We start from the raw sequence: 26438 nt of genomic DNA, 5'->3' as shown, positions 1-26438 counted from the left end.
TATTAGCGTGAACAGGCCCTAGGCCACCGCCTGCCTCGCATGCAGCCGCAGCGCCAGCCACGCGATCCCGACCGCCACCGCGCCGACCACGCCGCCGAACGTGCCGACCCACGGCAGCCCGAAGTCGCCGGCGATATGGTTGCCGATCAGCGCGCCCGCGCCAATCCCGACGTTGTACAGCCCGGAGAAGATCGACACCGCGAGGTCGGTTCCCTCCGGCGCCAGCTTCAGCACCCATGCCTGCATCGCCAGCCCGAAGCAGACGATCGCGCCGCCCCAGACCAGCGTATGCACGGACAGCGTGACGATGTTCAGCGCGCACGGGAACAGGATCAGCAGGCATCCCGCCAGCGCGACGATCGACCCGAGCAGGAAGTCGTCCGGCCGGTGCGGATAGAGGCGGTTGAAGCAGATCGCGGCCGGTATGCCGGCGACGCCGAACAGGATCAGCACATAGGTGATCCGGCTGCTGCTCGCGTGGTTCACGCTTTGGACGAAAGGCTCGATGTACGTGTACGACGTGAAATGCGCGGACACGACGAGCACGGTGATCGCGTACAGCGCCACCAGCGCGGGCTTGCGCAGGAACACGCCGATGCTGCTGAGCGACCCGGCGCCCTCGCTCGGCAAGACCGGCAACGTCGCGCGCAGCAGCAGCAACGCGACGCCCGCCGCGCCGGCGATGATCAGGAACGTGACGCGCCAGCCGAACGTCTCGCCGACCACGCGCCCGAGCGGAATGCCGGCCACCATCGCGATCGCCGTGCCCATCGCCAGCAGGCTGAGCGCGCGGCTTTTCCGGTCGCTCGGCGCGAGCCGCACGGCCAGCGGCACGGAAATCGACCAGAACACCGCATGCGCGCACGCGATGCCCAGCCGGCCAACCATCAGCACCGCGAAATTCCACGCGACGCCGGTCACGACGTGGCTAGCGATGAACCCCAGCAACGCCCACGTGAGCAGCTTGCGACGCTCGACGTGGCGCGTGGCGAGCGTCAGCGGCAGCGACACGACGGCCACGGCCCACGCGTAGATCGTCAGCATCAGGCCGACGTCGGTCGGCTGCATGTGCAGGCTGTCGCCGATCGCGCTGAGCAGCGCGACGGGCACGAATTCGGTGGTATTGAAGATGAAGGCGGTGAGTGCCAGGGTCAGGACACCCCACCACGAGTGCTTGGAACTGACGGCGTCCGGTGTAGCCATACCTGGAATCGGCGAGACGAGGGTTGGGGGCGCGCGGCGCGGAGAACCCGGCCCGGCGATCGCCGCGATTGTACCAGCGGCACATGACACGGCGCGGCGCGGGGGGCGTCGGTGGGCCGCGGGACATGGTCATGACACGGCCGTGCGCCGATAATGTGCCCACACGCTTCTCACGACCCGTTCGCTCGACCCCTTTCGAGCCAGGAGGTACACATGCGCATTGAAACGTCTTTTCTGTTCGATCTCGACGGCACGCTCGTCGACAGCGTCTACCAGCACGTGCTCGCGTGGAAGGAAGCGCTCGATGCCGAAGGCATCGAACTGTCGGTGTGGCGCATCCACCGCAAGATCGGCATGAGCGGCGGCCTGTTCCTGAATCAGCTGCTACGCGAGACGTCGGGCGACCTCGACGCCGAGCGCGTCGAGCGGTTGGCGCGCCTCCATGCGGCCGCGTACCAGCGGCTGCGCGCGCAGGTCCGGCCGCTGCCGGGTGCGCGCGAACTGCTGGCCGCGTTGTCGGCGGCGGGCATTCGCTGGGCGATCGCGACCAGCGGGCGGATGGAAACGGCCGCCATCAATCTCGAGGCGCTCGGCGTCGATCCGGCGAAGCACGTGGTAGTCACGCGCGACCAGGTCAAGTACGCGAAGCCCGACCCCGACCTGTTCCTGACGGCCGCCGCGCAACTGAACGTGCCGATCGAACACACGGTCGTGGTCGGCGACAGCATCTGGGACATGCTCGCCGCCGCCCGCTGCCGCTCGCTCGGCGTCGGGCTGCTGTCGGGTGGGTACGGCAGCGACGAACTCGAACGCGCGGGCGCGCTGCGCGTGTACGACGATCCGGCCGATCTGCTGTGGCATCTCGACGAGATTGCAGCGCGGCCCTGAAACGCCTGCTTCGCCGACGGCGCCTGCGCCAGTGCGCCGTCGGTTTCGTCAGGCCGCGAACGACCACCGGCCACGCCTGCGCCGAACCGGCAGGCGGCCGCCGCGCAGCTCAATCGTCGTCAATGCGCTTGTCGATCAGATAGCGCCCCCGCTCGACACCCGCGAGCAGCGCTTCGTTCTCGGTCATCCAGTCGGGGCCATCGGCCGCCGGCGCGACCAGCTCGATGCGCTCGCCGCCCACATACACCTGCACCTCGTCACGCCACGCGCCGCTGTCGTTGCGCCGCGCCCACACGCGTATCTCGTGCCCGCGATACGGGTCCCGAATCTGTGCGTCCTGTTGATTTTGCAAGGTGGCCTCCTGTGCCTATCTGCGATGGCGATGCAAAAAATACGCGCCGCATGATCGCCGCGCGCCCCGTCGGCCCGGCGCGCACGGGTCGTGCCCGGTACCCCCGCAGGCACGCGGTTTGCGCGCCGCTCGCGCACCGGATCGCCACGGGCACGCACCGCGAGCCCGCGAAGCGGTTCCCCCTGCAACCGGACGACGATCCGCGCACCGACGCCTTCCCCGGCTCCGCTCCCGCGACCCGGCTCGCGGATCGACCGTCCCGACCCTTCGCCAAGGAGCCTCGTTGTGACTCAAACGACCGATCTGCTCTCCTATCTCGTGACGAGCCAGCTGGCTGCGCGCATGCGGTCCGGCGCATGGCTCACGACCGGTCAGCTCGTCGACGTGCAGCGGATGTGGCTCGCGTGCCATCACGCCGAATGCGGATGGCTTGCGCGGGTCAGGATCGCGGACGCGTCCGCGACGATCGCGCAAGGGATCTACGACATCGCGATCGCGAACCGCGATCCCGACAGCGGCGAACGGGTGCGGCTCGACGCCGATTCACCGGAACTGAACGCGCTGCGCGAACGTTGCGACGTGCTGCTGCAGCGAATCGACAGCAACCGGGACATCGACGCATGGTGATCGTGCCGGACGCGCGCGACGCCCCGCAGCGGGCACGTCGCTTGCGCGGTGAGCCCGTTTTGATCGGACGGAGCCGGCCCATGCGAACCGACGCACTCGACGGAAACGATCTCGACTACTGGTGTGCACGCGCGCTGTGCGCCGACGACGAAGACACGCTGCGTTTCACCGCAGTCGCACCGCACCTGGTCGTGACGGCTGCATGCGACGCACTCAGGCGGCTCGACACGTGTTTCGTGCCGTCGACGTCGTGGTCCGATGCGGGCGCGGTGCTCGACCGTGTCGACGATCTTCGAATCGCACGGCACGGCGACGACGTCGAATGCGACGCGACCTTCGTCGACGGCCCGTGCACCTGCGGCGCGCACGGGCGCGATGCGCGTGTGGCCCTGCTGCGGGCGTTCGTGCGCGCACGCGCTGCGACCCCGGCGTGCCGCTTCCCGAAGCCGATGACGATCGTGCCACGGGCGACAGCACGGATATCCGCTCGGTGCCGCGCATGTAAGTGCATGCAGTACCCAGCGGTCATGTAAAAACGACAGTCCCCGCCGCCGCGGGTCTCCCACCCGCCCTTGCCCCACGGGAAACCACCCGGCAGGCACACGTGTTGCGGCGAACCGGCGTCATTGACTGCCGCCCGTACGCCCGCGCCATGGACTCCACGCCGCCCTTTTCTCCGCACCTCTACTTCTGCGACGCCCGCCTCGTCGGACCGCTCGACGCATGGCCGCAGACGTTCGCGCATGTCGCCGGCATGGGCTTCGATCATGTGCTCGTCGGCGCGTTCTGGGCCGCGAGCGTCGCCGGCTTTCCGCGCCACGTGGCCGATTTCCGGCGGCCGTCCCAAGCGTTCGCGACCCGCGCGAGCGCGCTCGAAACCTTCTCGCGGCTCGCCCAGCTCGCACACGGCCACGGGCTGCGCCTGCTGCTCGAAGTCGTGCCGGATCGGGTCGCGCGCGAGAACCCACTGCGTGCCGAGCATCCGGACTGGTACGTCGAGCACACGCACGACGATGCGCTGATCGATCCGCGCGGCACCGCGCACGCGCTGGATGTCGCCCACGCGAACCTCGGCGATGAAGCCGCGCGCGATGCGCTGTCCGCGTGGTGGTGCCAGCACCTCGCCGCGTTCGCCGATGCGGGCGCGGCCGGCTTCCTGATCGACGCGCCGCATCATTTGCCGGCCGACTGGTGGCCCGGCTGGCGCGCGGCGCTGCGCCGTACGCGCCCGGACGCCGCGGTGCTCGCCGGCGTGCCCGGCCATGCGCGCGACGCGCTGGCGCAGCTCGAAGGCGCCGGGTTCGACGCGGTGTTTTCATCGGTGCGCTGGTGGGATCTGCGCGCGCCGTGGTTCGTCGACGAACACCGGCTGCTGCGGCGCATCGGCGCGCCGATCGCGTTTCCCGACGCGTTCGACGGCCCGCGCCTCGCCGACGACTGGCCCGGCGCGTCGGATGACCTCGTCGTACGCGCCTATCGCCGCGCGTTGTGGACCGCTGCCGCCGTCGGCACCGGCTGGCTCGTGCCGATGGGCTTCGAGCGCGGCGTCACGGTGCCGCTGATGGCGCGCGACGCCGATGCGGCGCGCTACCGCGCCGCGTTCGAGCGCGCGCGCTTCGACCTGTCGGGCACGATCGCCGACGCGAACGCGTGGCGCCGCGCCACGCCTGTGGCGGCCGCACGCGGCGAAATCGCGCAGTTGAGCGCGCCCGGCGCGCCGGCGACCGCGTTGCTGCGCGGCACCGGGCCGTCGCTCGAACACGACGAAGCGGCGCTGCTGATCGCGTTGAATCCCGAGCTCGACGCAGCGGTGACGGTCGACCCCGCGACGATCCTGCCCGGCGTGCCGGGCGGATTCACGCATGTCGCCACGCACGGCGGCACGCAAACCCACCCGCCGGCCGCGCTCGAACCGTTCACGCTCGACCCCGGCGCGTACGCGCTGCTGCATGCGTGGCGGGCGCCGCCCGTCACGACCCGCCACGACGCCGCACACGAGCGCGGTGCGCTGTCCGCGGCGCTCGCGGCCGAACGGATCGCGATCGAGCGCGTCGAGCCGTCGGTCGACGGCGGCCGCTTCGCGGTCAAGCGCGTAATCGGCGAGACGCTCGTCGTCCACGCATCGATCTTCACCGACGGGCACGCGCATCTCGCGGCCGCGCTGCAGTGGCGCGCCGCCGGCGACGACGACTGGCGCGAAATCCCGTTCGAAGCCGAACCGAACGACGGCTGGCACGCCCGCGTCGCGCTCGACAGGCTCGGCCGCCATGAATTTCGCGTGATTGCCTGGCGCGACGACTGGGCCTCGCTCGTCCACGATGTCGCGAAGAAACACGCGGCCGGCCAGGACGTGACGCTCGAACTGCGCGAAGCGCAGCTGCTGCTCGCGACCGCGCTCAAGCTCGCCGATCCGCGCGATACGCGCGTGCTCACGCAGATGAAACGACTCGTCGCCGAATTCAACGATGCGCCGGCCGACGCGCGGCTCGCGCAGCTCGGCGCGGCGCCGCTCGCCGACGCGTTCGCGGCGCTGCGCTACCGCCCGTTCGTCACGCACGACACGACGACCTTCCCGGTCGACGTCGAGCGCCGCGCGGCGCGCTTCTCCAGCTGGTACGAGATGTTTCCGCGCTCGGCGAGCGACGATCCGCACCGGCACGGCACGTTCGACGACGTGATCGCGCACCTGCCGCGCATCCGCGACATGGGTTTCGACGTGCTGTATTTCCCGCCGATCCACCCGATCGGCACGACCGCGCGCAAGGGCCGCAACAACAGCCTGAAGGCCGGCCCCGACGACGTCGGCAGCCCTTACGCGATCGGCTCGCCGGACGGCGGCCACACGGCCGTGCATCCGCAGCTCGGCACGCTCGACTCGTTCCGCGCGCTGGTCGATGCCGCGCGCGGCCACGGGCTCGAGATCGCGCTCGATTTCGCGATCCAGTGCTCGCCCGACCATCCGTGGCTCGCCGCGCATCCGGGCTGGTTCGCGTGGCGGCCCGACGGCTCGCTGCGCTTCGCGGAGAATCCGCCGAAGCGTTACCAGGACATCGTCAACCCTGATTTCTACGCGCCGGACGCGCTGCCCGACCTGTGGCTCGCGCTGCGCGACGCGGTGCTGTTCTGGGTCGACGCGGGCGTGCGGATCTTCCGCGTCGACAACCCGCACACGAAGCCGCTGCCGTTCTGGGCGTGGATGATCGACGACGTGCGCGGCCGGCATCCGGACGTGGTGTTCCTGTCCGAAGCGTTCACGCGGCCGGCCATGATGTATCGGCTCGCGAAAGTCGGCTTCTCGCAGTCGTACACGTACTTCACGTGGCGCGAGTCGAAGCGCGAATTCATCGACTACCTGACCGAGCTGACGACCGGCCCGGCGCGCGAGTTCTTCCGGCCGAACTTCTTCGTCAACACGCCCGACATCAACCCGCGCCACCTGCAGAACGCGCCGCGCACGCAGTTCGTGATCCGCGCGGCGCTCGCGGCGACGCTGGCCGGCTCGTGGGGCCTGTACTCGGGCTTCGAGCTCGGCGAATCGGCGCCGCTGCCCGACAGCGAGGAATACGCGGACGCGGAGAAGTACGAGCTGCGTGCGCGCGACTGGAGCAAGGCCGCGCATATCGGCGCCGAGGTCGCGCGGCTGAACCGCGCGCGGCGCGCGCACCCGGCGCTGCAGACCCATCTCGGCCTCACGTTCGCCGACGCGGACAACGACGCGGTGCTCGTGTTCGTGAAGGCGACGCCGGCGTTCGACAGCGTGGTGGTCGTCGCGATCAGCACCGATCCGTGGCATCCGCAGGTCACGAACTTCACGCTCGATGCGTCGCTGTGGCGCGGCCTGGGGCTCGTCGACGGCGAACCGCTCGACGCGCTCGAACAGGACGCCACGCATGCGGAAACCTGGCGCGGGCATCGCCAGTACGTCTCGCTCGATCCGCATGTGCGCCCGTATGCGATCTGGCGGCTCACGCCGTCTCCAGGCGCCGCGCGGGCGGCGGCGCGCGAACCGGGCGACGCCCGGCCCTCCTCGGGAGCCCACGGATGATGAAACGCGAAGATTCCCTCGACGACGTACGCCGCGCGCAATTCCCGTCGCTGGCGCCGGCCGGCACCCCGCGCCGGCGCCGCGCACGCCGCCGCGCGCCGGCGCTCTGCGCGGACGATCCGCTGTGGTACAAGGACGCGATCATCTACCAGGTGCACGTGAAGTCGTTCTACGACTCGAACAACGACGGCATCGGCGATTTCCCCGGCCTGATCGCGAAGCTCGACTACATCGCCGAACTCGGCGTCGACACGATCTGGCTGCTGCCGTTCTACCCGTCGCCGCGCCGCGACGACGGCTACGACATCGCCGACTATCGCGACGTGCATCCCGACTACGGCACGCTGGCCGACGTGCGGCGCTTCATCCGCGAAGCGCATGCACGCGGCATTCGCGTGATCACCGAGCTGGTGATCAACCACACGTCGGACCAGCATCCGTGGTTCCAGCGCGCGCGCCGCGCGAAGCCCGGCTCCACGCATCGCGACTACTACGTGTGGTCCGACACCGACACGAAATACGCGGGCACGCGGATCATCTTCCTCGATACGGAAACGTCGAACTGGGCGCACGACCCGATCGCCGGCCAGTACTACTGGCACCGCTTCTATTCGCACCAGCCGGACCTGAACTTCGACAACCCGGCCGTCGTGCGCGAGGTGATGCAGGTGATGCGCTTCTGGCTCGACCTCGGCATCGACGGGCTGCGGCTCGACGCGGTGCCGTATCTCGTCGCGCGGGAAGGCACCAGCAACGAGAACCTGCCCGAGACGCACGCGATCCTGAAGCGGATCCGCGCGACGATCGACGCCGAGTATCCGAACCGGATGCTGCTCGCGGAGGCGAACCAGTGGCCGGAAGACGTGCAGGAATATTTCGGCAACGAGGACGAATGCCACATGGCGTTCCATTTCCCGCTGATGCCGCGCATCTACATGTCGATCGCGAGCGAGGACCGCTTCCCGATCGTCGACATCATGCGGCAGACGCCGGAACTCGCGCCGAGCAACCAGTGGGCCGTGTTCCTGCGCAACCACGACGAGCTGACGCTCGAGATGGTCACCGACTCCGAGCGCGACCTGCTGTGGCAGACCTATGCGAGCGACCGGCGCGCGCGGCTGAACCTCGGCATCCGGCGCCGGCTCGCGCCGCTGATGGAACGCGACCGGCGCCGCATCGAGCTGATCAACTCGCTGCTGCTGTCGATGCCCGGCACGCCGGTGATCTACTACGGCGACGAGCTCGGGATGGGCGACAACATCCACCTCGGCGACCGCGACGGCGTGCGCACGCCGATGCAGTGGTCGTCGGACCGCAACGGCGGCTTCTCGCGCGCCGACCCCGAACAGCTCGTGCTGCCGCCGGTGATGGGCGCGCTGTACGGCTATGACGCGGTCAACGTCGAGGCGCAGACGCGCGACCCGCATTCGCTGCTGAACTGGACGCGCCGGATCCTGTCGACGCGCCGCGCGTCGCAGGCGTTCGGACGCGGCACGATCCGCTTCCTGCGCCCGGAGAACCGCAAGGTGCTCGCGTACCTGCGCGAGCTGGACGGCCATGATCCGGTGCTGTGCGTCGCGAACCTGTCGCGGGCGTCGCAGGCCGTCGAGCTCGACCTGTCCGAATTCGCGGGCCGCGTGCCGATCGAGATGACGTCGGATTCGCCGTTTCCGCCGATCGGGCAGCTCACGTACCTGCTGACCTTTCCGCCGTACGGATTCCTGTGGTTCGTGCTCGCCGAGCACGGCCGCGAGCCGTCGTGGCGGCAGCCGCACGCGGAGCCGCTGCCCGAATACGTGACGCTCGTGATGCGACGCGGCGATACACGGCCGAACGTCGAACAGCTGCACGTGCTCGCGCACGATGCCCTGCCCTCGTGGCTCGCGCGGCGGCGCTGGTTCGCGTCGAAGGACCGCGCGATCGGCACGGCCCGGCTGAACGTCGTCACGCCGGTGCCGGGCGAACCGTTCCAGTATGCGGAGGCCTGGGTCGAATCCGGTGCGACGGGCGACGTCGAACGCTACGTCGTGCCGCTCGCGGCCGCGTGGGGCGGTGAAACCTCGCAGCCGCTGTTCACGCAGCTGGCGCTGGCGCGCGTGCGGCGCGGCCACTCGGTCGGCTACCTGACCGACGCGTTCGCGCTGCCGGCGTTCGCGCACGGGATGCTGCGCAAGCTACGCGACGGCGCGACGGTGCCGACCACCGACGGCGGCCGGCTCGCGTTCCTGCCGGAAGACGCGCTCGCCGCACTCGATCCCGGCGACGACGCCGAAGTGCGCTGGCTCGCGGCCGAGCAGAGCAACAGCTCGCTCGTGATCGGCGACGCGATCGTGCTGAAGCTGGTGCGCAAGGTCGCGCACGGCGTACATCCGGAAGCGGAAATGAGCCGGTACCTGACGCGGATCGGCTACCCGAACACCGCGACGCTCGCGGGCGAAGTCGTGCACGTCGATCCTGACGGCACGCCGCACACGGTCGCGATCCTGCAGCGCTACGTCGACAACCAGGGCGACGCGTGGACGCGCTCGTTCGACTTCCTGCGGCGCGCGGTGGACGAGCTCGCGCTGCCGGCGGCTGACGAAGAGCACACCGACGACGCCAACGAGGAACCCGACGCGCTGCTCGGCTATGCGGCGTTCGCGGGGATCATCGGCACGCGGCTCGGCCAGCTGCACGTCGCGCTCGCGCAGCCGTCCGACGATCCCGCGTTCGCGCCGGAGCATGCAACGCCCGAACACGTCGACGGCTGGTGCGCGGACGCGATCGCGTCGTTCGAGCACGCGCTCGACGTGCTGCACACGCGACTCGATGCGCTCGATCCCGCCATGCGCGCGGCGGCCGACACGCTGCTCGCGTCGCGCGACGCGGCCGTGCGCGCGCTCGGCGAGCTCGTGCCGCGCACGCTCGATGCGCAGTGCATGCGGATCCACGGCGATTTCCATCTGGGCCAGGTGCTCGACGTGCAGGGCGACGCGCTGCTGATCGACTTCGAAGGCGAGCCGGCGCGCCCGCTCGAACACCGCCGCGCGAAATCGCATCCGCTGCGCGACGTGGCCGGCCTGCTGCGGTCGCTGTCGTACGTGAGCGCGACCGCGCAGTTCGCGATCGAGAAGGCGCCGCCGCAGGCGGCCGGCCGCAAGCGTGCGTTGTTCGACCGCTTCGGGCAGGCCGCCGCCGACCGCTTCGTCGACTGCTATCGCATGGCCGCCGAGCAGGCCCCCGCGCGTTTCATCGACCCGCGCTACGCCGATCGCCTGCTCGCGCTGTTCCTGATCGACAAGGCGTCGTACGAGCTGTGCTACGAAGCCGCGAACCGGCCCGACTGGCTGAGCGTGCCGGTCGGCGGGCTCGCCGCGCTGGTCGAACGGCTGCTCGGCGACGGCGGCGCATCCGACGACGGAGGCACGCAATGACTGAAACGCTGTTCGAACGATCCGACATCGATGCGCTGCTCGCCGGCCGTCATCCCGATCCGTTCGCCTGCCTCGGCCCACACGGGCAGGCCGGCGAGGTCGTCGTGCGCGCGCTGCTGCCCGGCGCGAAAAGCGTGCATGCGCTGTCGCCGGAAGGCGCCGACCTCGGCGCGCTCGCGTGCGTCGATCGCGCCGGCTGCTTCGCGGGGACGATCCCGCGCAACGGCGGCGCGCCCCACTATCTGCTCGCGATCGACTGGCCCGACGCGCGACAGGTGATCGACGACGCGTATGCGTTCGGCACGCTGCTCGACGACGCCGTGCTCGCCCGCTTCTCCGCCGGCGACCCGGCCGCGGTGCTCGACTGCCTCGGCGCGGCGCCGGCGCGCATCGACGACACCGACGGCGTGCGCTTCGCGGTCTGGGCGCCGAACGCGCAGCGCGTGTCGGTGGTCGGCGATTTCAACGGCTGGGACGGCCGCCGCCATCCGATGCGGCTGCGGCGGCCGTCGGGCGTGTGGGAGCTGTTCGTGCCGGGCATCGGCGCGGGCGAGTGCTACAAATACGAGGTGCGCGCGGCCGACGGGCGCGTGCTGCCGCACAAGGCCGATCCCTGTGCGCGCGCGACCGAGGCGCCGCCGCGCACGGCGTCGGTCGTCGCCGACGTCGCGGCGCTCGACGCGTTCGCGTGGCACGACGACGGCTGGATGCACGCGCGGCCGCACGCCGACCGCTACCGCGTGCCGTGGTCGATCTACGAGGTGCATGCGGAATCGTGGCAACGCGTGCCCGAGGAAATGAACCGCAGCGCGACCTGGGACGAACTCGCCGAGCGGCTGATTCCGTACGTGAAGGGGATGGGCTTCACGCACGTCGAATTCATGCCGATCGCCGAATACCCGTTCGGCGGCTCGTGGGGCTACCAGCCGCTCGCGCAGTTCGCGCCGTCCGCGCGCTTCGGGCCGGTCGACGGCTTCGCGCGCTTCGTCGACCGCGCGCACGCGGCCGGCATCGGCGTGCTCGTCGACTGGGTGCCCGCGCACTTCCCCGACGATCCGCACGGCCTCGCGCAGTTCGACGGCACCGCGCTGTACGAGCACGCCGACCCGCGCGAAGGGCTGCATCCCGACTGGCACACCTGCGTGTTCAACGTCGGGCGCACGGAAGTCGGCGCGTTCCTCGCCGCCTCGGCGCTCGCGTGGGCGCGCCGGTATCACGTCGACGGCATCCGCGTCGACGCGGTCGCGTCGATGCTGTACCGCGACTATTCGCGCGCGGAAGGCGAATGGGTGCCGAACGTGCACGGCGGCCGCGAGAACCTCGAATCGGTCGCGTTCCTGCGCATGCTGAACGACACGCTGCACGGGGCGGCCGCGCCGGCCGGCGTCGTCACCGTCGCGGAGGAATCGACCGCGTGGCCGGGCGTCACCGCGCCGACCGGCGACGGCGGGCTCGGCTTCGACTTCAAGTGGAACATGGGCTGGATGCACGACACGCTCGCGTATCTGCGCGAAGACCCGGTGCATCGCCGCTATCACCACGACCGGATGACGTTCGGGCTCGTCTACGCGTTCTCCGAGCGCTTCGTGCTGCCGCTGTCGCACGACGAGGTCGTGCACGGCAAGGGCTCGCTCGTCGCGAAGATGCCGGGCGACGCGTGGCAGCGGCTCGCGACGCTGCGCGCGTACTTCGGCTTCATGTGGGCGCACCCCGGCAAGAAGCTGCTGTTCATGGGCAGCGAATTCGCGCAATGGGCCGAGTTCGCGCACGACGCGACGCCGCACTGGGACCTGCTCGATGCGCCCGCGCATCGCGGCGTGCAGCGGCTCGTGCGCGACCTGAACCGCACGTACGCGGCCGAGCCGGCGCTGCATGCGCTCGACTGCCAAGCGGCCGGCTTCTCCTGGCTGATCGGCGACGACCGCGACAACAGCGTGTTCGCGTTCGCGCGGCGCGACGATGCCGGGCATCGGGTGGTCGCCGTCTGCAACTTCACGCCGGTGCCGCGCGCGAGCTATCGCGTCGGCCTGCCCGCGCCCGGACAGTGGCGCGAACTGATGAACACCGATGCCGCGCCGTACGGCGGCACCAACGCCGGCAACGACGGCGCCGTGTGGGCCGAAGCCGTGCCCGCGCACGGCGAGGCGTGGTCGGCCACCCTGCGCCTGCCGCCGCTCGCGACGCTATGGCTGCGCCCTGCCTGATTTCCCGCACCCTGGACACGGAGATCCGCCCCATGCCGACCGCCCTGCCCGCCCGTCTCGAATCCGGCCGCAGCTATCCGCTCGGCGCGACCTGGGACGGCCTCGGGACCAACTTCGCGGTGTTTTCCGCGCACGCGCACCGCATCCAGCTGTGCGTGTTCGATCCGACCGGCCGCAAGGAGCTGGCGCGCCTCGACCTGCCCGAATGCACCGACGAGATCTGGCACGGCTACCTGCCCAACGCGCATCCGGGCACCGTGTACGGGTTTCGCGCGGACGGCCCGTACCAGCCGCAGCACGGCCATCGCTTCAACCCGACCAAGCTGCTGCTCGACCCGTATGCGCGCAAGCTGGTCGGCCAGTTCCGCTGGTCGGACGCGCTGTTCGGCTATCGCCTGCATTCGAACCGCGCGGACCTGTCGATGGACCGGCGCGACTCGGCGCCCGCGATGCCGAAGTGCGTGGTGGTCGACGAGGCGTTCGACTGGAGCACCGACCGGCGCCCGCGCGTGTCGTGGCGCAACACGGTGATCTACGAGACCCACGTGCGCGGCGCGTCGATGCGGCGTGCCGGGTTGCGCCCGCCCGAGCGCGGCACGTTCGCGGCGTTCGCGCATCCGGCGTTCATCGATCACCTGCTGTCGATCGGCGTGACGACGGTCGAGCTGCTGCCCGTCCACGCGTTCCTGCAGCAGCGCGCGCTCGTGAACCGCGGGCTGCGCAACTACTGGGGCTACGACACGGCCGCGTTCTTCGCGCCGGAGCCCGCGTATCTCGCGACGCGGCGGCTCGACGAGATGCGCATCGCGATCCGCCAGCTGCATGCGGCCGGCATCGAGGTCGTGCTCGACGTCGTCTACAACCATACGTGCGAGGGCAACGAGCTCGGCCCGACGCTGTCGTGGCGCGGCCTCGACAACGCGAGCTACTACCGGCTGAGGCCGGACGACCGCCGCTTTCATGTCGACGAGACCGGCTGCGGCAACACGCTGAACCTGTCGCATCCGCGCGTCGTGCAGATGGTGATGGATTCGCTGCGCTACTGGGCCACCGCGTTCAACATCGACGGCTTCCGTTTCGACCTCGGCGTGACGCTCGGTCGCGAGGAACACGGCTTCGATCCGGGCGCGGGGTTCTTCGACGCGCTGCGGCAGGACCCGGTGCTCGCGCAGCGCAAGCTGATCACCGAGCCGTGGGATCTCGGCCCCGGCGGCTACCAGTTGGGCCGCCACCCGCCCGGTTTCGCCGAATGGAACGACCGCTTCCGCGACACGGTGCGGCGCTTCTGGCGCGGCGACCCGGGCCAGCGGCCGGAACTCGCCGCGCGGCTCGCGGGGTCGGCCGACCTGTTCAACCACCAGCGGCGCCATACGTGGGCGTCGGTCAACTTCGTCACCGCGCACGACGGCTTCACGCTCGCCGATCTCGTGTCGTATTCGACGAAACACAACGACGCGAACGGTGAGGACAACCGCGACGGCCGCGACGACAACTGCACCGCGAACTGGGGCGTCGAGGGGCCGACCGACGACCCGGCGATCCGCGCGGTACGTGCGCGGGTCGCGCGCTCGATGCTCGCGACGCTGTTTACCGCGCTCGGCACGCCGATGCTGGTGGCCGGCGACGAGTTCGGCCGCACGCAGCACGGCAACAACAACGCGTACTGCCAGGACAACGAGCTGTCGTGGCTCGACTGGGAGCTGGCGCGCGGCGACGAAGCCGTGACGCTGATGCGCTTCGTGTCGCGGCTTGCCGCGCTGCGACGCATGTATCCGGTGATGTCCACGCCGCGCTATCCGTCGGGCGACCGCGAAGCGGCGCGGGGCATGGCGGAGATCGGCTGGTTCGACGAGCGCGGCGACGCGATGACCGTGCCCGCGTGGCAGGACCGCGAGCGCCGCGCGCTGACGATGCGCCGCGTCGGCACGGGCCGCACCGGGCGCACCGAGGCGCTGCTCGTGATGCTGAACGCGTCGTCCGAGACGGTCGTGTTCGCGCCGCCCGCGCCGGCGCTCGACTATCGCGTGCTGGTCGACACGGCCACGCCGGACGCCGGCCCGCGCTCGTGGCCGGCCGACGGCCTCGACGTCGCCGCGCACGCGGCCGCGATCGCGGTGGCCGCCGTGCCGACCGACCTGTCTCCGGGAGACCCGACATGAGATCACGCCCCGCCCGTCCATCGGGTTCGCACGCGTTCGACACGTCGTTCGGCGCGACCTGCGTCGAGGCCGACCGCACGCGCTTCCGGCTGTGGGCGCCCGCGAGCCGCACGGCCGCCGTCGAGATCGAAGGCGAAAACCGGCCCGCCGTCCCGATGACCGCGGTGGGCGAAGGCTGGTTCGAGGCCGTCGTGCCGTGCGGCCCCGGTACGCTGTATCGCTACCGGCTCGACGGCGATCTCGCGGTGCCCGATCCCGCGTCGCGCTTCCAGCCCGGCGGCGTGGATGGCCCGAGCCAGGTCGTCGATCCCGCTGCGTACCGCTGGCGCCACGACGCGTGGCGCGGCCGCCCGTGGCACGAAACGGTGCTGTACGAACTGCACATCGGCGCATTCGGCGGCCATGCAAGCGTCGAGCGGCGGCTGCCGGACATCGCCGTGCTCGGCGTGACCGCCATCGAGCTGATGCCCGTCAACACGTTTCCCGGCGCGCGCAACTGGGGTTACGACGGCGTGCTGCCGTTCGCGCCCGATCCGTCGTACGGACGGCCCGAGGAACTGAAGGCGCTGATCGATGCCGCGCACGGGCTCGGGCTGCAGGTGTTTCTCGACGTCGTCTACAACCACTTCGGCCCGCAAGGCAACCTGCTGCCGCGCTACGCGCCCGCGTTCTTTCGCGCGGACCGGCAAACGGCGTGGGGGCCGGCGATCGACTTTTCGCGGGAGCAGACGAGCGCGTTCTTCATCGAGAACGCGCTGTACTGGCTCCACGAATTCCGTTTCGACGGGCTGCGCATCGATGCCGCGCACGCGATCGACGACGACGCGTGGCTGCGCGAACTCGCGCGCCGCGTGCGCGCGTACGCGGGCGACACGCGCCATGTGCACCTCGTGCTCGAGAACGAGCGCAACGCGGCGAGCCTGCTCGGGCCCGGCGGTTTCGACGCGCAATGGAACGACGATTTCCACAACAGCGCGCACGTGCTGCTGACCGGCGAGCGCGACGGCTACTACCGCGCGTACGCCGACGCGCCGCTGCGCCATCTCGCGCGCACGCTCGGCGAAGGCTTCGCGTACCAGGGCGAGCCGTCGCCGCTGCACGACGGCGCCCCGCGCGGCGAACCGAGCGCGCACCTGCCGCCGACCGCGTTCGTCGCGTTCCTGCAGAACCACGACCAGGTCGGCAACCGCGCATTCGGCGAACGGCTGCGCACGCTCGCGAACGAAGACGCGGTGCGCGCGGCGACCGCGCTGCTGCTGCTCGCGCCGTCGATCCCGCTGCTGTTCATGGGCGAGGAAGACGGCAGCACCCAGCCGTTCCAGTTCTTCACCGACTATCGCGGCGCGCTCGCCGACGCGGTGCGCGAGGGCCGGCGCCGCGAATTCGCGGCCTTTCCGGCGTTCGCCGACGCCGCGCATCGCGACGCGATTCCCGATCCGAACGACATCGCGACGTTCGTGCGTTCGACGCTGCACGGCAGCAGCGACGAAACCACGCCCGACACCGACGCCTGGCGGCGCTTCTACCGCAGCGCACTGACCGTGCGTGCGGCGCTCGTGACGCCGAACCTGCCCGGCGCCAGCGCACTCGGCGTCGACCTGCTCGCGGGCGACGGCGACCCGCAGGCGCTTGCGGCGCGCTGGCGCCTCGGCGACGGCAGCACGCTGACGATCGCGTTGAACCTCGGCTCGCACGACGCGGTGCTGCCCGCGCTGCCGGTCGGCAAGATCGTGTTCGAGACGCCGCCGCGCGCACGCGACCGGTTGCGCGACCTGCGGCTGCCGCCCCGCGCGTGCATCGCGTGGCGCGACGGCGAGGTCAACCACGATGCGCGGCAGCACCGCATGAACGGGCAGGGCCGATCATGACGGCCGACGTGTCGATCACCGAACTCGCGCGCACGGCCGGCCTGGAAACCGACTGGACCGATGCGGGCGGCATCGCGCGGCGGGTGGACGATGACGCCCTCGTCAGGCTCGTCGACGCGCTCGGCTGGCCGTGCGGCACGGCGGCCCAGCGGGTGGAAAGCGCCGCCGCGCTCGCCGACGCGAACGCGGCGGCCCCGCGCATCGTCACCGGCGACGCGGGCCTGCCGCCCACCCTGCCGGCCGCGATCGCGCCGCCCGGCGCGCGCTTCCGGATCACGCTCGAAGCGGGCGGGCATGTCGACGGGCGCGTCGGCGGCGAAGGCGAACACGGCACGCTGCCGCCGCTCGCGATCCCCGGCTATCACGCGCTCGACGTCGGCGACCAGCGCATCGGGCTCACGATCGCGCCGCCGCGCCCGCAACCGGTCGACCCGCGCGCGGCGGATGCGGGCGGCCGCTGGGGCATCGCGGCGCAGCTCTACAGCCTGCGCCGCGCCGGCGACGACGGCGCGGGCGACTACACCGCGCTCGCGCGGCTGGCCGCGCATGCGGCGCGGCACGGCGCGCAGGCGGTGGCGATCAGCCCGACCCACGCCGGCTTTCCGGCACTGCCCGCGCACGACAGCCCGTATTCGCCGTCGTCGCGGCGCTGGCACAACGTCGCGTATCTCGACTGCGACGCGGTGCCGGGCGCCGCGGCCGTGCCTCACGCAACCGGCGCCGCGGCCGACGCACCACTGATCGACTGGCCGCACGTGCTGCCGCTGAAACTGCGGCGCCTGCGTGCGTGCTTCGACGCATGGCGCGCCAGCGACGACCCGTCGCGTGACACCTTCCAGCGGTTTCGCGCCGCGGGCGGTGCGGCGCTCGAGGCGCACGCGCGCTTCGACGCATTGCAGGCGTTCTGCCTCGAGCACGGGGCGGGCTTTGACTGGCGGAAATGGCCGGCGCCGTGGCGAGAACCGGGATCGGCTGAAGTCGATGCGTTCGCGCACGCCCATGCCGACACGGTCGCGTTCCACACGTACCTGCAATGGTGCGCGTCGCGCGCGCTCGGCGACGCGCAGCACGCGGCACGCGGCGCGGGCATGGCCACCGGGCTGATCGCCGATCTCGCGGTCGGCTCCGATCGCGCGGGCAGCGACGCGTGGGCGCACGGCGCGACGCTGCTGCGCGGCGTGTCGCTCGGGGCGCCGCCCGACCTGTTCAATGCGGCCGGCCAGGCGTGGGGCGTGACGACCTGGACGCCCGCCGCGCTGCGGGCGGAAGGCTTCGTGCCGTTCGTCGAGCTGTTGCGCGCGGCGTTCGCCCATGCGGGCGGCATCCGCATCGATCACGTGCTCGGCTTCGCGCGGATGTGGATCGTGCCGGACGGCGGCTCGCCGCGCGACGGCGCGTACCTGCGTTATCCGGTCGACGATCTCGTGCGGCTCGTCGCGCTCGAGGCGGCCCGTTATCGCGCGCTCGCGATCGGCGAGGATCTCGGCACGGTGCCGCCCGGCTTCCGCGAACGGCTCGGCGCGCAGGGCATCGCCGGGATGCGCGTGCTGTGGTTCGAGCGCGACGCCGGCGGCGCCTTCCGGCCGCCGTCCGCATGGGATCGCGACGCGATCGCGATGCCCTCGACGCACGATCTGCCGACCGTGGCCGGCTGGTGGCGCGGAGTCGATCTGGCCTGGCGTCGAATCGCGGCCGAGGCGGCGCAGCAGTCCGACGACGCGGAGGCGCGTGACGCAGCGCCGCCCACACCGCCGGATGAAGCGAGCGCGGATGATCGGCACACGACCGTGCCCGGCGCCGCCGCCCCGCCCGACACCGCGGACACCACGCCGCCTCCGGAAGCCGGCCCCGCCCCCCCGCCGCCCGCCGTCGACCCCGACGTCGTCGCCGCGCATGCTGCACGCGCCACCGAACGCGCGGCGCTGTGGCGAGCGTTGCAGGAAGCAGGCTGCGCGCCGGCCGGTGACGCCGCCCCGCAGGCCGACGCGCCGCCTGTCGCCGAGATACTCGCGTACGTCGCGCGCAGCCCGTCGCCGCTCGCGATCCTGCCGCTCGAGGACCTGCTGGCGCTGGACACGCAGCCGAACCTGCCGGGGCCGCCCTGCGGGCACCCGAACTGGCGGCAGCGCCTGCCGCGCGCGATCGACACGCTGTTCGACGCCGACGTGCGCGACCGCATCGCGGCCGTGGTGCGCGCACGCGGTTCGCGGGAGCCCGGCCCATGACGCCACGCGCGACGCTGCGACTGCAGCTGCATGCGGGCTTCACGTTCGACGACGCGGCCGCGCACGCCGGCTATTTCGCGCGGCTCGGCGTGAGCCACCTGTACCTGTCGCCGGTCGCGACGGCCGAACCCGGTTCGCGGCACGGCTACGACACCGTCGATTACGGCACGCTCAACCCCGAGCTCGGCGGCGAAGCCGGTTTCGTCCGGCTCGTCGATGCGTTGCGCGCGCACGGGCTGGGCGTGATCGTCGACATCGTGCCGAACCACATGGGCGTCGGCGGTTCGTCGAACGGCTGGTGGAACGACGTGCTCGAATGGGGCCCCGCGAGCCCGTACGCGCACCACTTCGACATCGACTGGCATCCGCCCGACGCGGCGCTCGACGGCAAGGTGCTGCTGCCCTGCCTCGGCACGCCGTATGGTGAAGCGCTCGCGGCCGGCGACATCACGCTCGACGCCGATCCGGCCACCGGGCGCTTCTTCGTGTCGTGTCCCGGGCGACGGCTGCCGGTGGCCGCGGCCACCTACGCGGAGCTCCTGCGCCTCGCGAACCGCGCGGACCTGAACGCGCTCGCCGAACGCTTCGACGCCGCGCCGCCGCGCGACAGCACGCGACTGGCCGCCGCGCATGCGGCGCTGCGCGATCACGCGGCCGCGCACGGCCCGAATGCGCTCGACGCGGTGCTGCGCGGCGCCGATCCGCGCCGCGCGCGCTCGCGTGCCTGCCTGCACCAGGTGCTCGAACGCCAGCACTACCGGCTCGCGTGGTGGCGCACGGCCGCCGACGAGCTGAACTGGCGGCGCTTCTTCGACATCGCGACGCTCGCGGCCGTCCGCGTCGACGACGATGCGGTGTTCGATGCCGTCCATGCGCTGCCGCTGCGGCTTCATGCGGCCGGCTACATCGACGGCCTGCGCGTCGATCACGTCGACGGCCTCGCCGATCCGCGCGCGTATGGCCGGCGGCTGCATCAGCGGCTGGCCGCGCAACGCGACGCGCGGCCGTACATCGTCGTCGAGAAGATCCTCGCGCCCGGCGAATCGCTGCGCGCCGACTGGGCTGTCGACGGCACGACCGGCTACGACTTCATGAACGATGTCGGCGCGCTGCTGCACGATCCGGCCGGCGCCGCGCCGCTCGCCGCGCACTGGGCGCACGTGTCGGGTTCGTCGCGCACGTTCGCGCAGGAAGCGCTCGACGGCAAGCGGCGCGTGCTGATGCGCCAGCTCGCCGTCGAGCATGCGCGCGCCGCGCGGGCGTTGCACGGCGTGGCGCGTGCGGCACCCGCGACGCGCGACGTGAGCCGGATCGCGATTCGGCGCGTACTGGGGGAACTCGCGGTGCAGTTGCCCGTGTACCGGATGTATCCGGTGCAGGACGAAGAACCCGCCGACGCCGACCGTCGCGTGCTCGCGCAAGCGTACGAACGGGCGGTCGAGGCCGTCGATCCTGCCGACCGGTTCGCACTCGATCACGTCGCCACCTGGCTCGGGTTGCCGGTCGCACGCGTGCCGCGCGCGGATGCCGCCGCGTTGCACGCGGCGCGCGTCGCGTTCGCGCAGCTCACCGCGCCGCTGGCCGCGAAGGGTGTCGAGGATACGGCTCACTATCGTTACGGCCGGCTCTTGTCGCGCAATGAAGTCGGTGCCGACGCGGGCGACTTCAGCCTGTCGCGCGGCGCGTTCCATGCGCGCAACCGGCGCCGCGCGCGCACCGTGCCGCACGGGCTCGTCGCCACCGCCACGCACGACCACAAGCGCGGCGAAGACGCGCGTGCGCGGCTCGCCGTGCTCAGCGAAATGCCCGACGCGTGGCGCGCGGTATCGCTCGACTGGTCCGCGCTCAACCGGCCGCATCGCGGCGGCGCGCATCGCGACCTCGCATGGGCACCCGGGCCGGCCGCCGAGGCGATGCTGTACCAGACGCTCGTCGGCTGCTGGCCGCCCGAACTCGCGCCCGACGACGCGGCGGGGCTCACGGCGCTCACCGAACGCGTCGTGCAGTGGCAGACGAAAGCGCTGCGCGAGGCGAAGCGTCACACCGACTGGCTCGCGCCCGATATTCGCTACGAGCGCGATTGCGAAGCGTTCGTCCGCGCGATCCTGAAGCCGCGTGGCGCCGGCGACTTCGTCCATCGGCTCCATGCGTTCGTCGCGCGGATCGCGCCGGCCGGCGTCGTCAACAGCCTGACGCAGGCCATGCTGCGAATGGCATCGCCCGGCGTGCCCGACCTGTATCAAGGATCTGAAGCATGGGATCACTCGCTCGTCGATCCGGACAACCGCCGCGACGTGCCGTTCGCCGCGCTCGCGGCCGAGCGGGTCGACGGGCCGGTCGCGTCGTATCTGGCGACGTGGCCCGATGCGCGCGTGAAGCGGGCGCTGGTCGAGCGCATGCTGGCGCTGCGCGCGCGATGGCCGGCGACGTTCGCGGACGGCGCGTACGTGCCGCTGCGCGTACGCGGCCGGCTCGGGCGTCATGCGGTGGCGTTCGCGCGCTGCAGCGACGAGGCCACCGTGGTGGTGGTCGCGACACGGCTTGCGGGCCGGTTGCTCGGCGAACCACCGGAATTGCCGCGCGTGGAACCGGCGCAATGGGGCGATACGGCGGTCGTGCTGCCACGCGATATCGACGGGCCGTGGATGGATGGACTGGAGGCGGGGGATGCGGTCGACGTGCCGGGAGGGTTGATCAAGCTCGGTGACTGGCTGGCCGCGCTACCGGTTGCCGTGCTGGTGGCTACGCGTCCAACGAGCGAATCGTGATCGTCCAGCGCACGCTCGTTTCCGCCGATGAAATTCCGGGAAGTCGTGGCGTTTGTCTTTAGTCACGAGCATCGCGCATTTGCTCGTACCCCCAGTTGCCAGGGAAAATCAAATTTGTGCAAGACAGCCTGCGTGTAATCGTTTTTGTACATCCAAAATCGATTTACGCCCGAAACGAGCTTCCATAATCGGTTTTGCGCATTGGCTGGGCCGAAGGAAATGCCCGTCTTGCAGCAGCCGGGTATCTGGCCCGCGATCGTCGAAGCAGTATTCTCGGCCTTTCGCGACGGCGACTCCACGGATGCCGCGATCGTTGATCGATACCGCCCTGAACGACCGGCCGGACAATAAAGCAAGCCTCACGACAACACGCCCGCCGGCAATCCGCAGCTAGCCGCTCACCGGAAACCCCGCATCCACCCGTCACGCGTCGGTGACATCGGGCTCTCGCGCGTCGTTGCGCTGCACGCACTGCACGACCGACAGGCCGTCGGCCGTCAACGCGGGCCGGCGCTCGCCGGACGCGTCGTCGTGCTGCATCACGATCAGGTGCTGTTCGACCAGCGCAAGGACATCCTCGCGGTCGATCTGGATCTGCTCCGGTGCGCGATGCACCAGGAGCAGCGTGGCGAATTCATGGGCGGTCAGCATGCTCGTTCCCCGTTGGCGGCTGCGCGAGATGCGCGCCGGCGAGCAGCAATGCATGCAGGGACCATGCCGGGTTGCGTGGCGCCCTCGTTATCCGTGCCGCTTGCGCGCGGCACGATGTGGCACCACACGGCGGCCCGTGCGCGGTGCAAAGTTTTCAACGGCGTGTAATGCGGGAGACAAACCAGCGGGAGGCAAACCGGCGCACCCCATGCCGGGAACGCCAGCAGGGTCAGGATCGCCGCGACCGGAACAGGCTCGCTCGCGCACGACCGGCCGGCGCACGGAAATAGCCGCTGTGCAGCACCACGCCGCCGTTACCGTTACCGTCACCGTTGCCGCCGCCGCTGCTGTCGCCCAGCACGTCGGCGCAGGCGGCTGCGATGCGCGCGCGGCCCTGTTCGAACGCATCGCGCAAGTCGGCCTCCAGCGCGGAGCGTGCGCCGAAATGATCTTCCAGCGCTTCGACCGTGATGGCGCAGGTTTGCAGCTCGCCATCGACATCGACGACGAAACGCAACTGCAGCGCCGCCCCGTCGAACACGGGCGGCTCGTCGACCAGCGTCACGCGGCGGGCGGAATCGGCGGCCATCGTCTCAGGCGCCCCGCGCCGAAAGGCGATCGACCGGCGCATCCCCGATCGCGAGAATGGCTAGCCTGCAATGCCCGAATCTGCCGCTCATGAGCCCCTCCGTCCACGTGGTGGCACGTGTCGTGCCGTGCCAGTCGCGCAGCAAGCGGCGTGCCTGCCAACCCGTCCGCGCGCGCAAATCAAGTATCGAAAGGCCGATCGGCGCGGCTACTGCAGCCGGCGCGCGGCGTCGAGCATCGCATCGGTCAGCTCGACCGTCAGTGTCACGTGTTCGTCGGGCAGGCGCTCGAGCAGGTCCTCCACCGTGGCGTGCAGGATCGCGTGCACGCGCATCCGCGTGCTTTCGTCGAGATCCGCATAGCGCTCCATCGTGTCGCAGTCGAGCACGAGCACGACCGAATGCCGCGCGGTCTCGGGCGGCGGGTCGGCCGCCTCCGCCCACGCCGCCTGAAACATGATCCTGCCCGTCGAGACGTCGACATGGACCGTCGTATCGAGATCGTCGGCGTCGATCATGTCGCCATCGGCATCGTTGTCGATCTCGTCGTTTTCCAGCCAGATCCGGGAATGCGATTGCATGATGTCCTCCTGCGTGTTGGCGGGATGGCACGTCCAGCCCGTCTTGTGCAGCAACACCCGTGCCGCGGCCGGCACGGGTTCGTCGTCCGGATCACGCGCGCCGCGCGGCACGCGGTTTGCGCCGCCACCGTCACTACGTCCCTGTCACCCCAATGGAGCCGACTTAATGCCTTCCGCTACCGCTACCCACGCGCATGGCAAGCACCTGACGCGACGCCCGGGCCGCGCCCGCGGCACCGACCCGCACCACCGCAAGCGCTGGTCCGCCGACGTCACGCAAAAAAGCGATGCGCTCGACATCGAACCCAATATTTTCAAGTCCGATGACCCGGCCGCGATCGCCGCGTCGCTGAAGCATTCGGCCGAACACAGCCGCCGCCGCCACGGGTCGCCATTCCAGTCGGCGATGTCGATGCTGAACTTCTACGTGAACCGCGCGGGCCGCAACCTGCCGAAAACGCGCCGCGCCACGCTCGAACGCGCGAAGCGGAAGCTGCGCGAGGCGTTCGGCCGCAAGCCCTGACGGCGCGCGCCCCCCTGATCGGCCTGCCACGGCACACATGCACGAGACGCTCTGGTACCTGATCGTCGGCGCGGTGCTGATGGGCATGGGCGTCGCGACGTCCGCGCTGCGCCACCTGCCCGTCAGCACCGCGATGATCTATCTCGTGCTCGGCGTCGTGCTCGGCCCGGCCGGCGCCGGCCTGCTGGATCTCGATCTCGAACGCGATGCACGGCTGCTGCGTGAAATCGTCGAGATCGCGCTGCTCGTCTCGCTGTTCGCGATCGGGCTGCGGCTGCGCGTGCCGCTCACCGACCGGCTGTGGCACGTGCCGTGCCGCCTCGGCCTGCTCGCGATGGGCCTCACCGTGCCGCTGCTGGCCGCGTGCGCGATGCTCGCCCTCGGGCTCGACTGGGGCCCCGCGCTGCTGCTCGCGGCGATCCTCGCGCCGACCGACCCGGTGCTCGCGCACGACGTGCAGGTGCACGACCCGGGCGATCGAGATCTCGTACGCTTCGCGCTGTCGGGCGAAGGCGGCCTGAACGACGGGATCGCACTGCCGTTCGCGCTGGCCGGGCTCGCGCTGTGCGGCGCACCCGGCACGACGCACGGGCTGCCGCCGCTGTCGGGCGCGTTCGCGCTCACCGCGCTGTGGGGCATCGCCGGTGGGGCCGCGATCGGCGGCGGCCTCGGCTGGATCACGACGAAGACGATCGGCTGGCTGCGCACGCGCCACGCGCAGGCGCTCGGCCTCGAAGGCTTCTTCGCGCTCGCGCTGATCGTGCTGTCGTTCGGCGCCGCGCAGTTCGCGCATGCATTCGGGTTCATCGCGACGTTCGCGGCCGGGGTCGCGATGCGCCGGGTCGAGCACCGCGCGAGCGGCGATCGCGCGCCGCGCGACGTGATCGGCCAGATCGATTCGTCCGACGTCGTCGCCACCGAGAAGCATCCGGACAAAGCGCACGCGTTCATGGCCGAATCGGTGCTCGGCTTCACGATCGAGCTCGAACGGATCGCCGAAGCCCTCGTGATGACGATGATCGGCAGCGTGCTCATGACGCTGCCGGGCCCGCTGCTGACGTGGCGCGCGGCCTCGCTGGCCGTCGTGCTGTTCGTCGCCGTGCGCCCGCTGGCGGTGCTGGTCACGCTCACCGGTTCGCGCGCGACGCATGCGCAGCGACGGCTGATGGCATGGTTCGGCATCCGCGGAATCGGCTCGTTCTACTATCTGCTGTTCGCGCTCGAACATGGGCCCTCCGCCGCGGTGCGTCCGCTCTCGGCCCCCGTGCTGGCCGTCGTGTCGGCATCGGTGATCGCGCACGGGATCACCGCGACGCCGCTGATGAACTGGTATCACCGGCTGCAGCATCGGCGCTGACGCGTGCACGACGATGCGCGCTGCCACGCAATCAGGCCGCCACGCGGGCGGTGGCGCCGCAGGGGTGTGAGGGAAGCATCGACATCGACATGCGCTCGCCGCGTTCGGGATGCAGCAGCCACGCGGATCGCCGCGCCGCCGCCCCGCGAGCGGCAGCGGCGTCAGGGCGCGCGCAGCGCCGCGTCGAGTTCGGCGCGCGTCACGTCGAGCGCGACGTTGCATTCGATCACCGCCTCCTCGACGCGCGGCTTGCGCTCGTCCACCGCGCGCCGCGCGCGGTCGCACAGAACCGTGCGCACGCGCAGCCGGTCGGCCGCGCCGAGCGACGCATAGCGCGTGATCACGTCCGGCTCGAACCGCAGGTCGACCGTGCAACGCCATTCGCGCGCGTCCTCGTCGGACGGCACACGCACCCACGAGACCTGGATCGTCAGCCGCCCGGACGCGTCGTCCGCGTGCACGACGACGGTCGATTCCGACGGAAAGCCGATCGCGAGCGCATGCTCGAGTTCCGCGATGCGCTGCGACCGGATGGGTGCGCCGCTCATCGTCGCACGACGCCCAGCAGCAGCGTGACGAGGAAGATCACGACGAAGATGTAGAACAGGATCTTCGCGATCTCGGCCGCGCCGGCCGCGATCCCGCCGAAGCCGAACACGGCCGCGACGATCGCGATGATGAAGAAGATGACCGCGTATCGCAGCATGGATACCTCCTGGATGGCAGCAGTGGTCAATACACGTCGTCGCCGGTCACGCATCGTGCTTGTGCTCCGGTTTGCCGCATCGCGGCGTGGACGCCATTTTTTCACGTTCCTTTTCGCTCATCGACCTGGCCATCGGCTTCGCCGACGGCATGAGGTCCCGCATTTTCGTGTTGCCGCGCCCGGCCGACAGCACGGCGCCCGCCGCGCTCTGCCGGGCTTGAGACTTTGCCGGCATGGTTGCGCGCCTGTCGTGGGCGCACGCGTCGACGCGACGGTCGGCA

Annotated in this window: 19 protein-coding genes and 1 pseudogene; 12 read left to right on the top strand and 8 right to left on the bottom strand. The window is 71.0% G+C overall.

Annotated elements, in window-relative coordinates; all coding sequences use genetic code 11:
* Positions 1 to 18: 18 nt before the first annotated feature.
* Positions 19 to 1203 (bottom strand): sugar transporter, encoded by a 1185-nt coding sequence (locus QZM35_RS13620; protein ID WP_089429629.1) that lies wholly within the window; start codon positions 1201 to 1203, stop codon positions 19 to 21.
* Positions 1204 to 1416: 213 nt separating this feature from the next.
* Between QZM35_RS13620 and QZM35_RS13615 the strand changes: the two genes are divergently transcribed.
* On the top strand, positions 1417 to 2091 hold the full coding sequence (locus QZM35_RS13615) for an HAD family hydrolase (RefSeq protein WP_089433660.1): 675 nt from the start codon (positions 1417 to 1419) through the stop codon (positions 2089 to 2091).
* Positions 2092 to 2200: 109 nt separating this feature from the next.
* Here the strand turns inward: QZM35_RS13615 and QZM35_RS13610 are convergent, their stop codons facing one another.
* Positions 2201 to 2443, bottom strand: coding sequence for a DUF6566 family protein (locus QZM35_RS13610; protein WP_301776132.1), 243 nt, complete (start codon positions 2441 to 2443; stop codon positions 2201 to 2203).
* A gap of 285 nt (positions 2444 to 2728) precedes the next feature.
* On the opposite strand from QZM35_RS13610, the gene QZM35_RS13605 reads away from it, so the two are divergent.
* From QZM35_RS13605 to treY, 9 genes and pseudogenes are all read left to right on the top strand, one after another.
* Positions 2729 to 3070: a hypothetical protein gene (locus tag QZM35_RS13605; protein WP_301776131.1), complete on the top strand. Its 342-nt coding sequence runs from the start codon at positions 2729 to 2731 to the stop codon at positions 3068 to 3070.
* 80 nt (positions 3071 to 3150) lie between these two features.
* A pseudogene (locus QZM35_RS13600) lies at positions 3151 to 3575 on the top strand (phage protein NinX family protein).
* A 147-nt stretch (positions 3576 to 3722) separates the two neighbouring features.
* Positions 3723 to 7115 carry a maltotransferase domain-containing protein gene (locus QZM35_RS13595; RefSeq protein ID WP_301776129.1) on the top strand — a complete coding sequence of 1131 codons (3393 nt, stop codon included), beginning with the start codon at positions 3723 to 3725 and terminating at the stop codon, positions 7113 to 7115.
* A complete protein-coding gene (gene treS / locus QZM35_RS13590) occupies positions 7115 to 10528 on the top strand; it encodes a maltose alpha-D-glucosyltransferase (protein WP_301776324.1) in 3414 nt (1137 codons plus the stop codon). The genes QZM35_RS13595 and treS overlap by 1 nt, the downstream gene beginning before the upstream one ends.
* On the top strand, positions 10525 to 12732 hold the full coding sequence (gene glgB, locus QZM35_RS13585; protein ID WP_301776128.1) for a 1,4-alpha-glucan branching protein GlgB: 2208 nt from the start codon (positions 10525 to 10527) through the stop codon (positions 12730 to 12732). Before treS ends, glgB begins: the two co-directional genes overlap by 4 nt.
* Positions 12733 to 12764: 32 nt before the next feature.
* Positions 12765 to 14891 (top strand): glycogen debranching protein GlgX, encoded by a 2127-nt coding sequence (gene glgX, locus QZM35_RS13580; protein ID WP_301776127.1) that lies wholly within the window; start codon positions 12765 to 12767, stop codon positions 14889 to 14891.
* Positions 14888 to 16759, top strand: coding sequence for a malto-oligosyltrehalose trehalohydrolase (gene treZ / locus QZM35_RS13575; RefSeq protein ID WP_301776126.1), 1872 nt, complete (start codon positions 14888 to 14890; stop codon positions 16757 to 16759). The genes glgX and treZ overlap by 4 nt, the downstream gene beginning before the upstream one ends.
* Positions 16756 to 18984, top strand: a complete 2229-nt coding sequence (gene malQ / locus QZM35_RS13570; protein ID WP_301776125.1) for a 4-alpha-glucanotransferase — start codon at positions 16756 to 16758, stop codon at positions 18982 to 18984. The genes treZ and malQ overlap by 4 nt, the downstream gene beginning before the upstream one ends.
* Positions 18981 to 21752 carry a malto-oligosyltrehalose synthase gene (treY, locus tag QZM35_RS13565; RefSeq protein ID WP_301776124.1) on the top strand — a complete coding sequence of 924 codons (2772 nt, stop codon included), beginning with the start codon at positions 18981 to 18983 and terminating at the stop codon, positions 21750 to 21752. The genes malQ and treY overlap by 4 nt, the downstream gene beginning before the upstream one ends.
* 423 nt (positions 21753 to 22175) lie before the next feature.
* Here the strand turns inward: treY and QZM35_RS13560 are convergent, their stop codons facing one another.
* The 3 genes from QZM35_RS13560 to QZM35_RS13550 form a co-directional block, all read right to left on the bottom strand.
* A complete protein-coding gene (locus QZM35_RS13560) occupies positions 22176 to 22403 on the bottom strand; it encodes a hypothetical protein (protein ID WP_089429619.1) in 228 nt (75 codons plus the stop codon).
* Positions 22404 to 22632: 229 nt separating this feature from the next.
* Positions 22633 to 22992 (bottom strand): DUF1488 domain-containing protein, encoded by a 360-nt coding sequence (locus QZM35_RS13555; RefSeq protein ID WP_301776123.1) that lies wholly within the window; start codon positions 22990 to 22992, stop codon positions 22633 to 22635.
* A 207-nt stretch (positions 22993 to 23199) separates the two neighbouring features.
* On the bottom strand, positions 23200 to 23571 hold the full coding sequence (locus QZM35_RS13550) for a DUF3022 domain-containing protein (protein WP_089430115.1): 372 nt from the start codon (positions 23569 to 23571) through the stop codon (positions 23200 to 23202).
* Positions 23572 to 23737: 166 nt separating this feature from the next.
* Here QZM35_RS13550 and QZM35_RS13545 point away from each other — a divergent pair, with 166 nt between their 5' ends.
* Both QZM35_RS13545 and QZM35_RS13540 read left to right on the top strand, forming a co-directional pair.
* On the top strand, positions 23738 to 24094 hold the full coding sequence (locus tag QZM35_RS13545) for a DUF3175 domain-containing protein (protein ID WP_089429617.1): 357 nt from the start codon (positions 23738 to 23740) through the stop codon (positions 24092 to 24094).
* Between the two features lie 37 nt (positions 24095 to 24131).
* A complete protein-coding gene (locus tag QZM35_RS13540; RefSeq protein ID WP_301776122.1) occupies positions 24132 to 25451 on the top strand; it encodes a sodium:proton antiporter in 1320 nt (439 codons plus the stop codon).
* 161 nt (positions 25452 to 25612) lie between these two features.
* Here the strand turns inward: QZM35_RS13540 and QZM35_RS13535 are convergent, their stop codons facing one another.
* Genes QZM35_RS13535 through QZM35_RS13525 form a run of 3 tightly spaced genes read right to left on the bottom strand, consistent with a single transcriptional unit; the run spans position 25613 to position 26392 of the window.
* Positions 25613 to 25999 (bottom strand): DUF3022 domain-containing protein, encoded by a 387-nt coding sequence (locus tag QZM35_RS13535; protein ID WP_301776121.1) that lies wholly within the window; start codon positions 25997 to 25999, stop codon positions 25613 to 25615.
* On the bottom strand, positions 25996 to 26157 hold the full coding sequence (locus tag QZM35_RS13530; RefSeq protein ID WP_011349711.1) for a DUF1328 domain-containing protein: 162 nt from the start codon (positions 26155 to 26157) through the stop codon (positions 25996 to 25998). The genes QZM35_RS13535 and QZM35_RS13530 overlap by 4 nt, the downstream gene beginning before the upstream one ends.
* Before the next feature lie 46 nt (positions 26158 to 26203).
* Positions 26204 to 26392 carry a DUF3008 family protein gene (locus QZM35_RS13525; RefSeq protein ID WP_089430114.1) on the bottom strand — a complete coding sequence of 63 codons (189 nt, stop codon included), beginning with the start codon at positions 26390 to 26392 and terminating at the stop codon, positions 26204 to 26206.
* Positions 26393 to 26438 lie beyond the last annotated feature (46 nt).

Source organism: Burkholderia sp. AU45274, assembly GCF_030482505.1.
In the GTDB taxonomy this organism is placed as follows: Bacteria; Pseudomonadota; Gammaproteobacteria; order Burkholderiales; family Burkholderiaceae; genus Burkholderia.
This window is presented reverse-complemented; position numbering and strand designations above follow the sequence as displayed.